Source organism: Larkinella terrae, from assembly GCF_009668025.1.
Taxonomy (GTDB): domain Bacteria; phylum Bacteroidota; class Bacteroidia; order Cytophagales; family Spirosomataceae; genus Larkinella; species Larkinella terrae.
Genome location: NZ_WJXZ01000002.1, coordinates 628,069 through 645,451 on the forward strand (window position 1 = coordinate 628,069; position 17,383 = coordinate 645,451).

Sequence of the window (17,383 nt, forward strand, 5' to 3'; positions counted from 1 at the left end):
TCGGGGGCTCACGCTTCAATACACCGCTTGCTACACCCACCCAAAACCGTAAACTGAAAACCATACCCTATAAACGAAAAATCCCAAACCAATTGCTTAGTCTGGGACTCTGGCAAACTATTCATCATAGGTTAGTGAAAATTCTGGGATGCGTCGGTTGGCTGTTTTTCCAGATCAAACAAATCCGTCAGCACGTCGATCAGCGTATCGGCTTCTCCGCGTTTACAGGCAGCTTTAAGTTGCAAAACCGGTGCTTTCATAATTTTCTGCATGATGCTGCGCGTGATTTTTTCCACTTTTTCGGATTCTTCGGCAGTCATGTTTTTCAAATGGCGGGCAATTTCTTCTTTCCGAATCTGCTCCAGCGCATTTTTAAATTTATTGATCGTGGGCGACACGATCATCTCCCGCGACCAGTCGTTAAAATCGTCGATGGATTGATCGATGATCGCTTCAACCTGCGGAATGGACGCCATCCGGCGGCTCAGCGCTTCGTCGGCGCGCGTCCGGATGTGGTCGATGTTATAGAGGAGTAAGCCCGGAACCTGCTCGACGTTGACATCGACGCTCCGGGGAACCGACAAATCAAAGAAATACTTGAACGTCAGGGAGTTCAGGCCCGATAACAGGTCGGCGGTAATGAGCGGTTTTTCAACCAGTACCGACGAGATAATCACATCTGCTTTGGCGATCTCTTCCGTCAGATTGGCAAAATCCGCCACCCGGAATCCGTGTTTTTCCGCCAGCGCATCGGCTTTCGAGCGGGTGCGGTTGCAGAGCGTGATCCGGTTTAGCTTGCGGGCGGCCAGGTTTTCGCAGATATCCGCCCCAATTTCTCCCAAACCAATCACCAACACCGACGGACTGGATGCACCGGCTGCCGCCATATACGGACAACCGCTGGAGCCAACCAGTTCTTCGATCAATTCAACGGCGGCATACGAAACCGAAGCGGCTCCGTCGCGGAAACTGGTTTCCTGGGCAACGCGTTTGTTGGTGAAGAAAATGGTGTGCATCAGGCGGTGCAGAAAAGGCCCCGCCATATCGAGGTCGGCCGACCACTGGTAGGCCTGTTTCACCTGATTCGGAATCTGCATGTCGCCCACCACCTGGGAGTGCAAACCGGTACAGACTTCGAAGAGATGCCGGACGGAATCGGCCTGGGTATCAAAAAAGTGAAAATAGGGAAGGTAATCTTCCGTGGAAGTAATTCCTTTTTCGGCGAGCAACAAACGGGCAATTTCCCGGTTCAGATTCTGCGGAGACGAATAATAAACCTCCGTCCGGTTGCAGGTCGAGATAACCAGCGATTCCGACGCGCCGAAAAACTCCCGGAGCTTGATCAGGAATTGCCTGGATTCGTCTTCGTTTAATGCAATTAACTCACGAACCGCCAGGGGAGCGGTTTTATGTGAAAGGCTAATTGATTTAAAGAACTCGTGCATTGTTACTAATCAAAATATGCCCAAAATTACGATACAATTCTCTTACAGAAAACACTGTTGGCACAGATTCAGTTTATCGGATACTTATTTAGAACCGCTATAAACTATTGCAAAGTTCTCTTCTTAATATCCTATTTACAATAATATTCCGTTGAGACGGGATATTAGGACATTGAATTGCGGAAATCGAGCGTTATGACGTAAATTAGATGCGAAGTTACCACCGCAAACGGTCGTGCCGGGATGAGGATTCTCAGCCCGTAACGTGATAATTTTCAGGAGATACGCGAAAAACCGCCGTTGGGTTGCTTCAAACCGGAGTCTATGTTAAAATCACTGGATATATATGGTCAGCGGAACACGCTGAAGATTGTCGTTGCGCTAAATCTGTTGCTGGTGGGTACGGCTTCGTTGCTGTATACCAATCGGTTGGTTGAAAAGCTGGAAGCGCGTGAGGAAAGCAGTGTGAAATTGTACGCGAAGGCCCTGTTTAATGTGTATGAAGTCAATGTCAACGACGACATGACCTTCATGACCGACGAAATTATTTTTGCCAACAAAAAGCACCAGGTTCCGGCGATTGTCGTTGATCAGAACAACAAAATCGTTTTCAGCAATATTGAGTTTCCGAAGGGCACGCCGGATGAAGAAATCCGGCGGGTGGAAGAACTGGAACTGGCCGAAATGAAAAAGGAACACCAGCCGATTGTCGTCGAGAAAGATGGCAAAAGGCAGGGCTACGTGTATTACCACAATTCTTCCATTCTGCTGCAACTGCGGTTTTTTCCGTACGTCCAGCTGGCGGTGATGTTTACCCTCGGTTTTCTGGCGTATCTGGCGTTCAGTTCGGCGCGTCGGGCGGAGCAAAACCGGGTTTGGGTCGGTTTGGCGAAGGAGACCGCTCACCAGTTGGGCACACCGCTGTCGTCGCTGATGGCCTGGGTCGACTATTTCCGCTCCGATCCCGCTATTGATCAGTCCATTGCTGACGAAATCGAGAAAGATGTAAACCGCCTGGAAACCATTGCCACCCGGTTTTCCAGCATCGGTTCCATTCCGACCCTGAAGAATGAAGACCTGGCCGAAACCGTTCAGCTTTTTGTTTCTTACCTGGAAAAGCGGATTTCTACCAAAGTAAGCATGCGGGTTGAAAGTCTCATTCCGGAAGGCAAACAGGTGATGATCAATAAATTATTGTTTGAGTGGGTGATTGAGAATATCTGCAAGAATGCCGTTGACGCCATGAAAGGGGTGGGGAAACTCACCATCCGAATCCTGCCGCTGCCGCGTAATGAGATCGCCATCGACATCACCGATACGGGCAAAGGCATCGGAAAAGCGAATTTACAGCAGGTGTTTAATCCGGGTTACAGTACGAAAAAACGGGGTTGGGGCCTGGGACTGACGCTGGCGAAGCGGATTATTGAAGAATACCACGACGGGCGGCTTTTTGTCAAAAGCTCCGAAGTGGGTAAGGGAACCACATTCCGGATTTTGCTGCGGGATACGGTCGTAAGCGAAGAACCGGTTCTGGAAGAGAATAAAACCGTAAAAAGTGCCTGATCCGCGCGGATGAGGCACTTTTTACAACGATTAGTTCAGTGGTATTGAAATGGTATCGGTTTCCACCACGTTGCTGACGTTCAGTTTCCGGTCGCGGATGCGAACCGCAAATTTGACGGGAACCATCTTGGTGTTGCGTGAACGCAGAAAGCTTTGGGAAAAGTCCAGCTTTCCCTCCAGCGGACTATTCTTGTTGTCAGTTTTCAGTCGCGGAAAAAACAGTTTATTCAAAACCACCAGGTCCACAAACTCGAATTTACCGTTAACAAATTTGTAGGTCTTCAACTCGTAGTTTCCCCATTGGCGATAGCTTGCCGAGTCTTTTGTCCGTTCCTCCACCGACAAACCCAGGTCACCGTCGCCGTCCTGAAACCGCACCGAAATGACGACCGAATCCTTGGGAATCTGGGAAAAATCGTCGAAAGCCGGATACGACGTAACCGTGGGTGAACTGATGGCGGGCGTATTATTAAAATCCGGGGGCTCAATACACCCAATCACCAGGGCTGAAATCCCGAAAAAAAACAACCCTTGCTGAATAAATCGCGTAGACATTGTGTTAACAGACTATCGTTACTAAGGTATTTATTCGGCTTACGTTCATGAATAAGCCCATTTTTTCAATCCATTTGTCGCCTTCAATCATTCGCAATGACCTCCGGAACCGTATTGTCCGGTTACAATCAGAAAACCGCTTCGCGTTTGATGCGATCGCGCTGGATGTTTTCCGGTATCAGGCCCATTTCAATCCCATTTATCGGGAATACCTGCGGCACCTGAAGGTTGAGCCTGAAAAGATACGAACCATCGATCAAATTCCGTTTCTGCCGATCGGTTTTTTCAAGCAGCACCCGATTCTGACGCATTCGTCCGAAACTGAAAAACCGCTTACGGATCGATTGTTAACCTTCGAAAGTAGTGGTACGACCGGGGCTGTCACCAGCCGCCATTTCGTTCCGGACCCGGCCTGGTACGATGTCATCAGTCAGCAAATCTTTGAGCAGATTTACGGACCACTCGACCGTTTCCACGTTCTGGCCTTGTTACCGTCTTACCTTGAACGAAATAACTCGTCGTTGGTGTATATGGTTCAGCGGTTTATTGAAAAATCGGGCTCCGATTTGTCCGGTTTTTTCCTGCACAATACCGACGATCTGACGGCCACGCTGCAACGGCTGGCGGCCCATCCCGAACCCGATCGCAAGGTGCTCCTGATCGGCGTTACGTTTGCGCTGCTCGACTGGGCCGAGTCCGATACCGACTTTTCGTTTCTGAAGCAACTGCCGGAACTGATCGTCATGGAAACCGGTGGGATGAAAGGACGGCGGCAGGAATTGCTCCGCGAAGAAGTGCACGAGTTGCTGATTAACCGCCTGGGTGTTGCCGCCATTCATTCGGAATATGGGATGACCGAATTGCTTTCCCAGGCTTACTCAACCGGCGCGGGGATTTTCCAGACCTCACCTACGCTCCGCATTCGGCTCCGCGATGTGAATGACCCGTTCTACATGTATCCACTTCCCGATAAAACCGCCTTTTCGGAGCGGCCGGTGCGGTTGACGGGGGGCATCAACGTCATCGATCTGGCCAATCTGGATTCCTGTAGCTTCATTGAAACGCAGGATTTGGGGCAATACGAAAAAGGTACGCCCGATGCCTTTCGGGTCATCGGGCGGTTTGATAACTCAGATATTCGAGGATGTAACCTAATGGTGCTTTAAGCGTACAATTCTACATCATTCCGATTTATTTCGTCCCCACAAAGAATAACCAATCGTTCGACCACGTTCCGGAGTTCGCGGACATTACCGGTCCAGGGCAACGACTGGAGATAGTTCATCGCATCCGGCGTAATTTCTTTGGATTGCGCCCCGTATTCCTCCGCAATGTCGTGGAGAAACTTTTCCGCCAGCAGCGGAATGTCTTCGCGCCGGTCGGCCAGCGGTGGTACGTGGATGCGGATTACGCTCAGCCGGTGGAACAAATCTTCCCGGAAGGTACCTTCCTGAATCTCTTTGCGCAGGTCTTTGTTGGTTGCCGCAATGACCCGGACGTTGATTTTTATCTCTTTGTCACCGCCCACGCGGGTAATTTTACTTTCCTGCAAAGCCCGCAATACCTTGGCCTGAGCCGACAAACTCATGTCGCCGATTTCGTCCAGAAACAGCGTACCGCCATCGGCTTGTTCAAACTTGCCGGATCGCCGGGCTGCGGCACCCGTAAAGGCCCCCTTTTCGTGGCCAAACAACTCACTTTCAATTAATTCGCTCGGAATAGCGGCACAGTTGACTTCGATCAGCGGCATGGCGGCCCGGCTTCCTTTTTCGTGGATCTGTTTGGCAACCATCTCTTTTCCCGACCCGTTGGCGCCTGTAATCAGAACGCGGGCTTCGGTGGGGGCAACACGATCGATCGTATCCTTCACCCGACGGATCGGGTCGGAATCGCCTACGATCTCGTTGAGCTTGTAGATCCGCCGTTTCAGGGTTTTGGTTTCCATCACCAGCTTTGCCTTTTCGATGGCGTTGCGAACCGTAACCAGCAGCCGGTTCAGGTCGGGCGGTTTGATAATAAAGTCAAAGGCGCCCCGTTTGGTGGCTTCTACGGCATTTTCAACATTTCCGTAGGCCGAAATCATGATGAACTGGGTTCCCCGACCGACCTCGGCCGCTTTCAGAAGCAGCTCCAGGCCGTCCATCTTGGGCATTTTGATGTCACAAAGCGCTACATCATAGCTGTACTGTTTGATCAGTTCCAGCCCTTCTTCACCATCCTTGGCTTCATCAACTTCATAGCCTTCATATTCCAGAATATCGCGAAGCGCATCCCGGATACTTTTTTCATCATCAATGATGATTAATCTCGCCATAAACCAGTGTTACTTAATCAATAATTCCGGTTACATGTCCGGAAAACAACTCATATAAACCTGAATTTTAATGGAAAGTAATAGAAAGACATTTCAATAAGCAAGGTTATGTCTTTTTTTTTAAATGAATTAGACAAACTTTCATATAAATGTATTTCGGAAGGGGTTTTACGGTAAAAAATGCCTATAGGAGCCAGCAAAAAAATTATACTATAAGAATGAATAAAATCACAAAATGAATGGTTTAGTGAAAAATATATAAAAATTGCCTTGTAATATCCTAAAAGTTAGTGCATCTTAGGAAAGTTGATAATTTGGGAGTGATTCCGGGTATATTCAATAATATCTTACTCTTTTACCATTTTACTCTTTTACCATCTTTATTTTTTAATCCATCTCTTTATGCAGTATTCTACTTTTCTACGTAGTTTCCTGGCCGTGTGGCTTGTCGCTTTTCTGGCTGTGGGGGCTCAGGCACAAGACCGAAAGGTTACTGGAACTGTCCTTTCGGGTAAAGATCAAATACCCATTGCCGGGGCTTCTGTTCTGATCAAAAACACCACGCTGGGAACCAACACCGATGCGAATGGTAAATTCAGTATCAACGCTCCGGCCAACGCCGTCCTGATTTTTAGCTCCATCGGTTTTCAGGGCCGGGAAGTGCCCATTGGCAACCAAACCGTCCTGAACGTCACGCTGGATGAAGGTTCGCAGAGCCTGAACGAAGTGGTTGTAACCGCACTCGGGATCAAAAAAGAAGCCAAACGGCTGGGCTACGCAACGGCCAACGTCAGCTCCGAACAAATCACGACCAACCGGACCGTCAATTTTGTGAATGCACTACAGGGCAAGATCGCCGGGGTGAACATTACCAGTCTGGGGACGGGCGCGGCCGGAACGAGTAAAATCCGGATTCGGGGTCAATCCTCTTTTTCCGGACAAAACAACCCGCTGATTGTGGTCAATGGCGTGCCGATTGATAACACCAACTTTGGTCAGAACAACGGGAACACGGGGAGCGACGGTTCGATTGGAAACCGGGGCTCCAATTATTCCGACGGCGGTGACGGTCTTTCGTCCATCAACCCGGACGATATCGAAGGGATGACGGTTTTGAAAGGAGGAACAGCAGCGGCTCTTTACGGCTCGCGGGCGAAAGACGGTGTCATCATGATTACGACCAAAACCAAAGGCAGCGGCCAGGGAATTGGCGTGGTGTACAACACCAATTTTACGACCGATTCCCCGCTGGACTTTACGGATTACCAGTACGAATACGGTCAGGGCGAATACGGTGTTCGGCCTACGGCTCCCAACCCAACGTCGGGCGTATGGAGTTTCGGTGAGAAGTTTCAGCCGGGTATGACGCAGGTCCTTTTTGGCGGAATTACGGTTCCGTACCAGCCGGTTCGCAACCGGATTAAAGGGTTTTACCGCACCGGCTCGACCTGGACCAACTCCGTATCGATGTCGTCGGGAAGCGACAGGGGCGGTTTTAACCTGTCGGTTTCCAACACGGATAACAAAGGCATTACGCCGAATAACAGCTTCAACCGGAAAACCATCAACCTCGGCTTTAGCTACAACCTTTCGTCCAAACTGACGGTGACGGGAACCCTCAACTACTCCAACGAGTACAATAAAAATCCGCCCCAGATTGCGCAGCAGGACAACAGTACGCCGACGGTTATTTACACTCTGGCGAACTCGATGCCGCTCGATGTGCTGGAAGCCAACCAGATCAATCCGGCCACCGGCAACGAGTTTCTGTGGTCACGGTTTCAGAACCGGACGAATCCGTACTTCGTCATGACCCAGAAATTTGAAAACATCCGGCGCGACCGGCTGTTTGGCAACCTGACGGCCCGCTACAATTTTACGGATTGGCTGTATCTGCAAGGCCGGGTAGGGCAGGACTTCTGGGCGCGTGACCAGGATTATAACTTCCCGACGGGTCAGGCTTCGCTGGCAGCGGCTCCGGCCGGTTTTGTCAACGGGAACTACGTGCAGGAAGCCCGCCGTTTTCGCGAGCTCAACACCGATTTCCTGATTGGGGTGAACCGCACGTTTGGCAAATTCGGAATCGACGTAACTGCGGGTGGAAACCAGTTGTATCGCCGGAGCGACCTGAACAGTGTACTGGTAACGGATTTCATCGTGCGCGGGCTTTATATCCCGCAAAACGGCCGCGTGAAAGATCCGACCTACGGCTTGAGCGAACGGAAAGTGAACTCGCTGTATGGAGCCGCCGAATTTTCGTTCAACAACTTCCTCTACCTGAACGTGACGGCCCGGAACGACTGGTTCTCGACCCTGGCGCCGGGCAACCGCAGCGTGTTGTATCCGTCCATTACGGGTAGCTTTGTTTTCTCCCAGGCTTTCGATAACCTGCCGACCTGGCTGAATTTTGGTAAACTGCGGGGTGCCTACGCCGAAGTCGGTAGCGATGGCGACGTAGCGCCGTATTCCAACAACCTGTTCTACAGTGTCGGTGCGAACCTGTTCCCGAACCCGGCGGGTCTGGGCCAGCCGGTTGGTAACATCACGTCGAATACCGTTCCCAGTGCGACCCTGAAACCCAGCCGCACGGCGGAAGCCGAAGTGGGTCTGGAGTTGAAAATGTTCAATAACCGGGTGGGGCTGGATCTGGCGTTCTACAATAAGATAACCAGCGACCAGATTGTGGCGGCCCAGTCGTCCGATGCATCCGGTTATACCAATACCCTGATTAACAGTGGACAAAGTCGCAACCGGGGCCTTGAAGCCCTGATCAAAGTATCGCCTTTCCGCACGAAAGACTTCTCCTGGGACATTACCCTGAACGGTTCGTATAACCAGACCAAACTGCTCCGGTTGCTGACCGACGTTGCCGGCGAACAGATTGTGGTCGGGAACGGGATTTACGTTGGAGACCTCCGTCATGTGGTTGGGCAGCCGCTGGCCCAGTTATACACCTTCGGGTACGTACGAGATGCGCAGGGACGGACGGTTTACGGGGGCGATGGCCTGCCGATCCGGACGCCGGCACCCGTTGCTTTCGGATCAGCGTTGCCGAAATACATGGGCGGTATTACCAACTCGTTCACCTACAAAGGCATCAATGTATCGTTCCTGATCGACTTTAAACTGGGTGGCAAGATGATTTCGGGTACGAACCTCAATGCGTTCCGCCACGGCTTACAGAAAGAAACGCTGGTGGGTCGGGGAGAAGCCGATAACAAAATGGTGGGCGTGGGCGTGAATGAAAAAGGCGAAGTCAACACCGTCCGGGCGTTCGTGCAGGATTACTACTCGGTCGGACGCTCCAAGAGTCTGGGTGAGCAGGTGGTTTACGATGCCGGTTTCTGGAAACTGCGTCAGATCTCGATTGGTTACGATTTTACAAAAATGCTCCCGGGCAATCTGTTTATCAAAGGCATTCGGCTGAACGCGGTGGCTAACAACGTCGCCATTCTGAAGAAATGGGTACCCAATATCGATCCTGAACAATTCGGATTTAGTTCCGACAACCTGGTTGGTCTGGAATCGACGGGCTTGCCCACGACGCGCAGTATTGGTTTCAACCTCAATGTTCGATTCTAAAAACCGTAGGCGGTTTACGGTATACCATAAATTGAAATTCATGAAAAAGATTCTCTTATATATTCCGCTGATTGCCCTATTGATCGGTGTCAGCAGTTGCGAAAAAGGGTTCGACGAGATTAACATCAACCCCACGGCAGCAACCTCCCTGAATCCGCTTTTTACGTTCAATAACGCCATGATCAATACCACCTTCCCCGGTTCGACGATGGTATTTGAGCATCCGATTGTGCAACAGGTGTTTTCGCCGAACTCCGGGGTACTGGCGGGCGGAAACTTTAACGTCGACAACCGGGGGCCCACCGGCCCCAACACGGGAATCTGGCAGCGATATTACCGGGATGCCATCCGGTACCTGGTGGATGTGGTGGCCAAGACGAAAGATGATCCCAACCGCACGAACCTGTACCACATGGCCCGGATCTGGAAAGCGTATGCGTTTATGGTGTTGACCGACACTTACGGCGACATTCCGTATAAAGAAGCCGGTCAGGGTTTTCTGGCCGCCAATGTGACGCCCAAATACGACACCCAGCAGAGCATTTACGATGACATCATCAAGGAGTTGACGGAAGCATCGGCGGCTCTGGATGCCGCTAAACCGACCGAAGCCGGAGATATCATCTACGGCGGTAACATCGCGAAATGGAAGAAATTTGGCTACTCGATTCTGTTACGGGCCGGTATGCGGCTGACCAAAGTAAATCCAACGCTGGCGCAGGCTACGGTGGTGAAAGCTGTCGCGGGCGGGGTGATTACCACGAATGCTGACAACGGAATGGTTCGCAACAACGCCAATTTCCAGAACCCGGTCGGAACGATGCTGAACTCGACGGAAGCGGCTAACTTATATCTGACCCGGTATTTTGTAAACTATCTCACAACGAATGCCGATCCCCGGCTGGCGTCGATTGCGGTCCGGTATGTGGGGGCCAAAAGTGGAGCCGAGCAAACGGCCGCCAAAGCCAACCGCGATCCGGCCGTTCAGATCGGAATGCCGATGGGCTTCGACAATGGCACCATCCCGGCGCAGGCCACTGCGGATAAATTGGCGAGCTTCTACGATTATTCCCAACTGGATCGGACGCGTCTGGCGAAACTGGATGCGCCAACGTTTATGGTGACGGCGGCTCAGACGAATCTGCTCCTGGCCGAAGCCGTACAACGGGGCTGGATCACGGGGAGTGCGGCCGACTATTACGCAGCGGGGGTAACGGCTCATATGCAGCAATTGGGCGATGTCGACGCAGCGTCGGCGGTTCCGGCGGCCGCAATCACGGCTTATCTGCAGAAAAATCCCTATGTGGCCGCCAACGGGCTGGAAATGATCAATACGCAGTACTGGGTAGCGTCGCTGCTGAATGGCCCGGAGGTTTTCGCCAATTTCCGGCGGAGCGGTTTTCCGAAACTGACGCCGAACCCGTATCCCGGCAAAGAAATCAAGGGGAATTTTATCAACCGGATTACTTACCCGGATTCTGAACTGTCGGTCAATAAGGCCAACCAGGCAGAAGCACTCAGTCGACAAGGGCCTGACAATCAGGATACCCGCGTCTGGTGGGACAAACAGTAACTCAATTCAATAAAAAAACCGGGAGGAAGCTCCCGGTTTTTTTATGCCTTAATAAATCTGAACTTATTTTTTGTACATCACCGCATCTACAGCCTGCAGGGTCCGTTTTACGTTCGGCAGAATAACCTCAATCAGCGTCGGGGCGTAGGGCAGCGGCAAATCCAGGCTGTTGACCCGAATCACCGGCGCATCCAGGTAATCGAACGCGTTGCGCTGAATGTTGTACGTCAGTTCCGACGAAATAGCGGCCAGCGGCCAGGCTTCCTCGACCACTACACAGCGGTTGGTTTTCTTCACGGAATTGATGATCGTCGCGTAATCGATTGGACGAACCGAACGCAGGTCGATCACCTCCGCCGAAATGCCTTTCTGGGCCAGTTCATCAGCGGCTTGCAGCGCCACTTTCATGAATTTACCGAATGACACAATCGTTACATCGTTGCCTTCGCGCTTGATATCGGCTTTGCCAATCGGAATCAGGTATTCTTCTTCCGGAACCTGGCCTTTGTCGCCGTACATCAATTCCGATTCCATGAAAATAACCGGATCGTCGTCGCGGATCGCTGATTTCAGCAAACCTTTGGCATCATACGGGTTCGATGGAACGACCACTTTCAGACCGGATGTGTTGGCAAACCAGTTTTCGAAGTTTTGCGAGTGTTGCGACGACAGCATCCCGGCGTTTCCCGTTGGCCCCCGAAACACAATCGGGTTGGAATATTGCCCGCCCGACATCGACATAATTTTGGCCGAACCGTTGATAATCTGGTCAATGGCCACCAGCGAAAAGTTAAACGTCATGAATTCGACGATGGGCCGCAAACCGTTCATGGCTGCGCCAACGCCAATACCCCCAAAACCCAATTCGGCAATGGGCGTATCGATCACCCGCTCCGGGCCAAACTCGTCGAGCATACCCTGACTGACTTTGTACGCTCCATTATATTCAGCCACTTCTTCGCCCATCAGAAAGACCTTCTCGTCCCGGCGCATTTCTTCAACCATGGCTTCGCGTAGGGCCTCGCGGAATTGTATTTCTCTCATCGTGTGTGAGTTAGTTATTGTCTGCTTATAAAAACGGTCAAAAATAGGCAAAACAGGCTAAAAGTACAATTCGATCTCACGACACGGGCGATCCGGCCTTCCGACGCGCCTGAACCCGCAACCGTAAACCGCCTTTCGGACGCAGCGTAATGCCCGGTTCCGGTTCCACGGTTTTCGAATCGGCGGGCCGAAAATCAAATTCCCGGATCAGGAGCGTCAGCACGATCTGCATTTCCATCATCGCAAAATTATTGCCGATACACAGCCTTGGCCCGCCCCCAAACGGCAGGTACGCGTACGTCGGCCGGTTTTTAACCCGCTCAGGCAGAAAATGTTCGGGATCGAACGCTTCCGGTTTTTCCCAGTAACGCGGGTCGCGGTGGAGCAGATACGGGCAAATCAGCATGCCATCGGCTTTCGGAACCTCGACGCGGTAGTCACCAAACTGGTCGGAATGCAGCGGCTGGCGACCAAAAATCCACGCGGGCGGATACAGCCGCATCGTTTCCTGAATCACCTGGGTTGTATACGTCAGTTCGCGCAGCGTCTCCATCGTCGGCAGATCGGTCGGCCCCAGCACCCGGTTTATTTCTTCCCTAAGTTTTTCGGTAACATTTGGATGATTGGCCAGCAGGTAAAACGCCCACGACAGCGCGTTGGCGGTGGTTTCGTGGCCCGCCATAAAAATGGTCGTCACCTCGTCGCGCAGTTGCTGATTAGTCATCTGCTCACCGGTTTCGTCGTCGCGGGTTTCCATCAGCATGCCCAGCAAATCGTCGTGCCGGGTTTCGGCCGGTTCGCGCCGACGCTGTTCGATGATTTCATAAATGATTGCCTCCGTTTTCCGAACCGCCCGGCGGTAGCGGATGGTGCGGGGCGTGGGCCAGTTCCGCGTTGCCGGGAAGAAATTAAAAATCTCCTTGTAAGCGGTTTGAATAATGATCGTGATGGCCTCCGAAACGTTCTCCAGGTGGTTTTTCACGTCCGAACTGAACAGCGAGCGCGTCACGACGGCCAGCGCCAGTTGCATCATTTCTTCCGAAATCAGCAGCGGTTCGCTCAGGTCCCGGTTTTTCCAGTTGGCCATTAATCCGGCGGTTTCGCGGTTCATGCCCTCTACGAGCAAGGCCAGTCGTTGTTTATGAAAAGCCGGTTGGGCCAGTCGGCGCTGGCGTCGCCAGAAATCGCCTTCGCTGTTGAGCAACCCATTACCCAAAAACATCTTCAGGACGTCGTAAGCTGCGCTTTTGACGTAATTCCTGTTATTTTCCTGAAGAATGTGTTTGGCGTCTTCGGGCGTCAATGTCAGTGTGATCAACCGACCCACGGCGTCGAACTGCACCAGCCGGTCGTAGTTTTTCTGCAATCCGGTCAGAAACGCCAGCGGGTCGCGGGCGAAATCGAGCGTGCTTCCGAGGAAAGGAAGCCCTTTCAGTTTCGGAATGGGTTTCGTGGGTTTTTCATCCGTAACCATACCTCATATTGGAAAGAATTTTATAAAGTTACAAACTGATTCCCAATCAAAACTCTCCGTTCTGAACCTTTCGGTTATCTTTGCAGGCAATTCATCTAATCTGCCAAACCTGCAAGGTCTTTAAGACCTTACAGGTTTTAATCACTATGTCGAAGACCATTCAATCTGCGCTTATTTCAGTTTTTTACAAAGACGGGCTGGAGCCGCTGGTTCGTCTCCTGCACCAGAACGGTGTTTTGTTGTATTCAACGGGTGGAACCCAGACGTTTATCGAGCAACTGGGCATTCCGGTGACGGCCGTGGAAGACATAACCGGTTATCCGTCCATTTTTGGGGGGCGCGTTAAAACGCTGCATCCGGTGGTTTTTGGCGGAATTCTCTACCGCCGGAATCTGGCCGAAGACGTGGCCCAGGCCAGCCGCCACGACATCAACCCGATCGACCTGGTCGTCGTTGATCTGTATCCGTTTGAAGAAACCGTCGCTTCGGGCGCTTCCGACGAAGACATTATCGAGAAGATTGACATTGGCGGTATTTCGCTCATCCGGGCGGCTGCCAAAAATTACGAAGACGTCCTGATCGTTTCATCGCGCGGCCAATATGCCGATGTGGTGAATTTGTTGACGGAAAAAGAAGGCGCTACGGATCTGGAAGACCGTCGGCGGTTTGCCAAAGAAGCCTTCGCCATGACGTCGTCCTACGACACGGCCATTCATAATTATTTTGCGGGATCGGTTGCGAGCGATGATTTCCGCCAGCTTCCGGCCCAATCGCTGCGGTACGGCGAAAATCCGCACCAGCAGGCGACTTTCTACGGCGACCTCAACGCCCTGTTCGATCAGTTAAACGGCAAAGAATTATCCTACAACAACCTGGTCGATGTCGACGCCTGCGTCAGCCTGATCGACGAGTTTACGGATACGACATTTGCCATCATCAAACACACGAATGCCTGCGGAGTGGCCACGGCCCCCACGGCGAAGGACGCATACCTGAACGCGCTGGCCTGCGACCCGGTTTCGGCCTTTGGCGGGGTGATTATTACCAACGCAACGGTCGATCTGTCAACCGCCGAAGAACTCAATAAATTGTTCATGGAAATCCTGATTGCGCCGGATTTTGATGAAGATGCGCTGAGCTTACTCAGCTCGAAGAAAAACCGGATCCTGCTGAGACGCAAACCGGTCGAATTCAGCCCGAAAATGTTCAAAACACTGCTGAACGGGGTGCTGGAACAGGATAAAGACAATCAGGTCGAAACCGTCGAACAATTCAAAACCGTTACGGAAAAAGCGCCCACCGAAGGCGAATTACGGGCGTTGGAATTTGCGCTCAAGATCTGCAAACACACCAAATCGAACACGATTGTGCTGGCGAACGACGGTCAGTTGCTGGCGAGTGGTGTCGGGCAGACCAGCCGCGTCGATGCGCTGAAGCAGGCCATTGAAAAAGCCCGGACGTTCGGCTTCGATCTGAAAGGCGCAGTGATGGCGTCGGATGCGTTTTTCCCGTTCTCCGACTGCGTGGAAATCGCGGGCGAAGCGGGCATTTCGGCAGTGGTGCAACCCGGCGGTTCCATCCGCGACAAAGACAGTATCGACGCGTGTAACCAGCGCGGGATGGCTATGGTGACCACCGGCGTCCGGCATTTCAAACATTAATATGCTCTACACAATCTGGTGCGGTTTCTGGTTTCTGGCACTTTTCATTGTGCTGTTTCCCTTTATGTTCATTTTTCTGCAACGGGAAGAATGGAAACCCTACGCGCACAAGGTCAACTACGTCTGGGGCCGGTTATTTTTCTGGATCATTGGCATGCCGATTCGGGTCGACTACCGGTTTCGGCCCGATCCGAAGCAGACGTACGTCTTTTGCGCGAACCACTTTTCGTATCTCGATATCGCCGTGATGGGCGTCATTATCCGGAATTATTACGCCTTTGTGGGCAAGAGCGAAGTGAAACGCGCGCCGTTGTTCGGGTATATGTTTGCCAAACTGCACATTCAGGTGGACCGGAGCCAGGCCAATAGCCGGGCCTACTCGCTCTCGAAAGGAATCCGGACGTTGAAAGGCGGACGGAGCATCATGATTTTCCCGGAGGGCGGCATCAAGGCCAAACAGCCGCCCAAAATGTTCCATCCGTTCAAAGATGGCGCTTTTACGATGGCAGTTCAGCAACAGGTGCCGATTGTGCCGATTTCGCTGCTGAATAATTACCAGATTTTTCCGGACAAGAAGAAACTTCGGATGTACTGGCGCCCCATTCGGGCGGTGGTACATCCGCCCATCGAAACAAAGGGACTGACACAGGCCGACATCGAACGGCTGAAAGACGAAACGTACCGGACCATCGACGAAACGCTGATGAACCAGCCGAGCCGCGTTGCCATGAATTAATTGAGCCTATGAAAGTCGATCACGAAACCTTACATAAAATAGCGCACCTCGCCCGGCTGGAAGTGCGGCCCGAGGAGGAACAGCCGCTGATTGAGAGCCTGAACGAAGTGCTGACGTGGATGGAGCAGCTCAACGAAATCGATACCACCGGCGTGGAGCCGCTGACCCACATTTCGGCGGAACTCAACGCGCTGCGCGAGGACGTTGTCGGGCATCAGCTCCCGCGCGATCAGGCGCTGGAAAACGCGCCGGAAAAAACCGATGCGTATTTTCAGGTACCCAAAGTTATCGAGTAAAACCGCCAAAACCGTTGCCGAAAATTTAGGTCGGAGATCGTCTTTTCCTACGGACTAATGCTTACATTAGGTACCGAAACTCACCTTCCTTTTTGGCAACTATGAAAATCCTGAAAATCGTCGGTATCGTCCTGATGGCACTGATACTGATCGTCTTAGGCCTTGGCCTCGTCATCTCCAAAGAGTACGCCGTCGAACGTTCGGTGGTCATCAACAAACCCCGCACCGAAGTCTTCCCGCTGGTCAGCACACTCCGCAATCAGGAAAAATGGTCGCCCTGGCTTGACTACGATCCGCAGGCCAAAGTGACCTACGCCGGTACCGATGGCGCGGTGGGTTCAACCTATGCCTGGGACGGCAACGATGACATTGGTAAGGGTGAGCAGGAAATCAAGGAGATTGCCCCGGGCGAAATGGTGCACAACGAAGTGCGTTTTGAAAAACCGTTTGCGTCGGTCGGGCAGGTTTATTTCGTATTGGCCGATGAAGGAGATGCGACAAAAGTAACCTGGAAAATGACGGGCGAACAGGTTTATCCGATGAATGTCATGTCGCTTTTCATGGACGGAATGCTCGGCAAAGAGTTTGACAAAGGCTTAATTAAATTGAAAACACTGGCCGAAAAATAACACAAATCCCATCGCAAAAACCGCTTAAGGAGCCAGCTTCCTCACCGCGCCCAGATCCGGGCATTCGGCCAATAATTGGCGGTTGGTTTTGTGAAAAACCGGATGCACGAACTCCGGCGCAATTTCCGCCAGCGGAACCAGCGTAAACCGCCGTTCGTGGAGAAACGGATGTGGAACCGTCAGCGTTTCGCTGTTCAGGACGGTTTCATCGACGTAAAGCAGGTCAATGTCGATCACGCGGCTGCCCCATTTTTCGCGCCGAACGCGGCCCAGGCGGTTTTCGATGGCCTGCGTTTTTTCCAGCATTTCTTCCGCCGGAAAAACGCTCAGCACTTTCAACACCTGATTCAGAAATGCCGGTTGATCCGTCACACCCCAGGCTGCGGTTTCGTAGAGCGCTGACTGCTGTAAAACCGGTCCCAGATCGACCTGAATCGCTTCGAGTGCGCGTTGCAGCGTAGCTTCCCGATCGCCCAGATTGGCCCCCAGCAGCAGATAAACCGTGTGCATC

At 52.1% G+C, this 17,383-nt stretch carries 14 protein-coding genes; 8 read left to right on the plus strand and 6 right to left on the minus strand.

Annotated features, from left to right (window positions below; genetic code table 11):
- Positions 1–131 precede the first annotated feature (131 nt).
- Positions 132–1,445 carry a glutamyl-tRNA reductase gene (gene hemA / locus GJJ30_RS06590; protein WP_154174344.1) on the minus strand — a complete coding sequence of 438 codons (1,314 nt, stop codon included), beginning with the start codon at positions 1,443–1,445 and terminating at the stop codon, positions 132–134.
- A gap of 324 nt (positions 1,446–1,769) precedes the next feature.
- Between hemA and GJJ30_RS06595 the strand changes: the two genes are divergently transcribed.
- Positions 1,770–3,008: a sensor histidine kinase gene (locus GJJ30_RS06595; protein ID WP_154174345.1), complete on the plus strand. Its 1,239-nt coding sequence runs from the start codon at positions 1,770–1,772 to the stop codon at positions 3,006–3,008.
- A 30-nt stretch (positions 3,009–3,038) separates the two neighbouring features.
- Here the strand turns inward: GJJ30_RS06595 and GJJ30_RS06600 are convergent, their stop codons facing one another.
- On the minus strand, positions 3,039–3,563 hold the full coding sequence (locus tag GJJ30_RS06600; RefSeq protein WP_154174346.1) for a hypothetical protein: 525 nt from the start codon (positions 3,561–3,563) through the stop codon (positions 3,039–3,041).
- Positions 3,564–3,610: 47 nt separating this feature from the next.
- Here GJJ30_RS06600 and GJJ30_RS06605 point away from each other — a divergent pair, with 47 nt between their 5' ends.
- The gene (locus tag GJJ30_RS06605) at positions 3,611–4,729 is read left to right on the plus strand and encodes a LuxE/PaaK family acyltransferase (RefSeq protein ID WP_154174347.1); all 1,119 of its coding nucleotides are present in this window, start codon (positions 3,611–3,613) and stop codon (positions 4,727–4,729) included.
- On the opposite strand, the gene GJJ30_RS06610 is transcribed toward GJJ30_RS06605, so the two are convergent.
- Positions 4,726–5,877 carry a sigma-54-dependent transcriptional regulator gene (locus tag GJJ30_RS06610; protein WP_154174348.1) on the minus strand — a complete coding sequence of 384 codons (1,152 nt, stop codon included), beginning with the start codon at positions 5,875–5,877 and terminating at the stop codon, positions 4,726–4,728. The genes GJJ30_RS06605 and GJJ30_RS06610 overlap by 4 nt on opposite strands.
- A 402-nt stretch (positions 5,878–6,279) precedes the next feature.
- Here GJJ30_RS06610 and GJJ30_RS06615 point away from each other — a divergent pair, with 402 nt between their 5' ends.
- Together GJJ30_RS06615 and GJJ30_RS06620 are read left to right on the plus strand one after the other, a co-directional pair.
- Positions 6,280–9,459 carry a SusC/RagA family TonB-linked outer membrane protein gene (locus tag GJJ30_RS06615; protein ID WP_154174349.1) on the plus strand — a complete coding sequence of 1,060 codons (3,180 nt, stop codon included), beginning with the start codon at positions 6,280–6,282 and terminating at the stop codon, positions 9,457–9,459.
- Between the two features lie 40 nt (positions 9,460–9,499).
- The gene (locus tag GJJ30_RS06620; protein WP_154174350.1) at positions 9,500–11,032 is read left to right on the plus strand and encodes a SusD/RagB family nutrient-binding outer membrane lipoprotein; all 1,533 of its coding nucleotides are present in this window, start codon (positions 9,500–9,502) and stop codon (positions 11,030–11,032) included.
- Between the two features lie 63 nt (positions 11,033–11,095).
- Here GJJ30_RS06620 and GJJ30_RS06625 read toward each other — a convergent pair whose 3' ends face one another.
- Both GJJ30_RS06625 and GJJ30_RS06630 read right to left on the minus strand, forming a co-directional pair.
- Entirely contained in the window at positions 11,096–12,094 is a 999-nt protein-coding gene (locus GJJ30_RS06625) for a pyruvate dehydrogenase complex E1 component subunit beta (RefSeq protein WP_310588207.1), read from the minus strand.
- 58 nt (positions 12,095–12,152) lie between these two features.
- On the minus strand, positions 12,153–13,550 hold the full coding sequence (locus GJJ30_RS06630) for a cytochrome P450 (protein ID WP_154174352.1): 1,398 nt from the start codon (positions 13,548–13,550) through the stop codon (positions 12,153–12,155).
- A 146-nt stretch (positions 13,551–13,696) separates the two neighbouring features.
- Here GJJ30_RS06630 and purH point away from each other — a divergent pair, with 146 nt between their 5' ends.
- From purH to GJJ30_RS06650, 4 genes are all read left to right on the plus strand, one after another.
- Positions 13,697–15,211 carry a bifunctional phosphoribosylaminoimidazolecarboxamide formyltransferase/IMP cyclohydrolase gene (gene purH / locus GJJ30_RS06635; protein ID WP_154174353.1) on the plus strand — a complete coding sequence of 505 codons (1,515 nt, stop codon included), beginning with the start codon at positions 13,697–13,699 and terminating at the stop codon, positions 15,209–15,211.
- A 1-nt stretch (position 15,212) separates the two neighbouring features.
- Entirely contained in the window at positions 15,213–15,947 is a 735-nt protein-coding gene (locus GJJ30_RS06640; protein WP_154174354.1) for a lysophospholipid acyltransferase family protein, read from the plus strand.
- A gap of 8 nt (positions 15,948–15,955) precedes the next feature.
- Positions 15,956–16,243 (plus strand): Asp-tRNA(Asn)/Glu-tRNA(Gln) amidotransferase subunit GatC, encoded by a 288-nt coding sequence (gatC, locus tag GJJ30_RS06645; RefSeq protein WP_154174355.1) that lies wholly within the window; start codon positions 15,956–15,958, stop codon positions 16,241–16,243.
- A gap of 101 nt (positions 16,244–16,344) precedes the next feature.
- A complete protein-coding gene (locus GJJ30_RS06650) occupies positions 16,345–16,872 on the plus strand; it encodes an SRPBCC family protein (RefSeq protein WP_154174356.1) in 528 nt (175 codons plus the stop codon).
- A 24-nt stretch (positions 16,873–16,896) separates the two neighbouring features.
- Here GJJ30_RS06650 and folK read toward each other — a convergent pair whose 3' ends face one another.
- Complete coding sequence (gene folK / locus GJJ30_RS06655; RefSeq protein ID WP_154174357.1) at positions 16,897–17,382, minus strand: 2-amino-4-hydroxy-6-hydroxymethyldihydropteridine diphosphokinase; 486 nt, start codon at positions 17,380–17,382, stop codon at positions 16,897–16,899.
- Position 17,383: the final 1 nt, after the last annotated feature.

What these genes read in the sequence shown, in the direction of transcription:
- GJJ30_RS06595 (WP_154174345.1), top strand. Translation starts at nt 1,770, where the DNA reads ATGTTAAAATCACTGGATATATATGGTCAGCGGAACACGCTGAAGATT.
- GJJ30_RS06605 (WP_154174347.1), top strand. Translation starts at nt 3,611, where the DNA reads ATGAATAAGCCCATTTTTTCAATCCATTTGTCGCCTTCAATCATTCGC.
- GJJ30_RS06630 (WP_154174352.1), bottom strand. Translation starts at nt 13,550, where the DNA reads ATGGTTACGGATGAAAAACCCACGAAACCCATTCCGAAACTGAAAGGG.
- purH (WP_154174353.1), top strand. Translation starts at nt 13,697, where the DNA reads ATGTCGAAGACCATTCAATCTGCGCTTATTTCAGTTTTTTACAAAGAC.
- GJJ30_RS06615 (WP_154174349.1), top strand. Translation starts at nt 6,280, where the DNA reads ATGCAGTATTCTACTTTTCTACGTAGTTTCCTGGCCGTGTGGCTTGTC.
- GJJ30_RS06650 (WP_154174356.1), top strand. Translation starts at nt 16,345, where the DNA reads ATGAAAATCCTGAAAATCGTCGGTATCGTCCTGATGGCACTGATACTG.
- GJJ30_RS06610 (WP_154174348.1), bottom strand. Translation starts at nt 5,877, where the DNA reads ATGGCGAGATTAATCATCATTGATGATGAAAAAAGTATCCGGGATGCG.
- GJJ30_RS06620 (WP_154174350.1), top strand. Translation starts at nt 9,500, where the DNA reads ATGAAAAAGATTCTCTTATATATTCCGCTGATTGCCCTATTGATCGGT.
- hemA (WP_154174344.1), bottom strand. Translation starts at nt 1,445, where the DNA reads ATGCACGAGTTCTTTAAATCAATTAGCCTTTCACATAAAACCGCTCCC.
- GJJ30_RS06640 (WP_154174354.1), top strand. Translation starts at nt 15,213, where the DNA reads ATGCTCTACACAATCTGGTGCGGTTTCTGGTTTCTGGCACTTTTCATT.
- GJJ30_RS06600 (WP_154174346.1), bottom strand. Translation starts at nt 3,563, where the DNA reads ATGTCTACGCGATTTATTCAGCAAGGGTTGTTTTTTTTCGGGATTTCA.
- gatC (WP_154174355.1), top strand. Translation starts at nt 15,956, where the DNA reads ATGAAAGTCGATCACGAAACCTTACATAAAATAGCGCACCTCGCCCGG.
- folK (WP_154174357.1), bottom strand. Translation starts at nt 17,382, where the DNA reads ATGCACACGGTTTATCTGCTGCTGGGGGCCAATCTGGGCGATCGGGAA.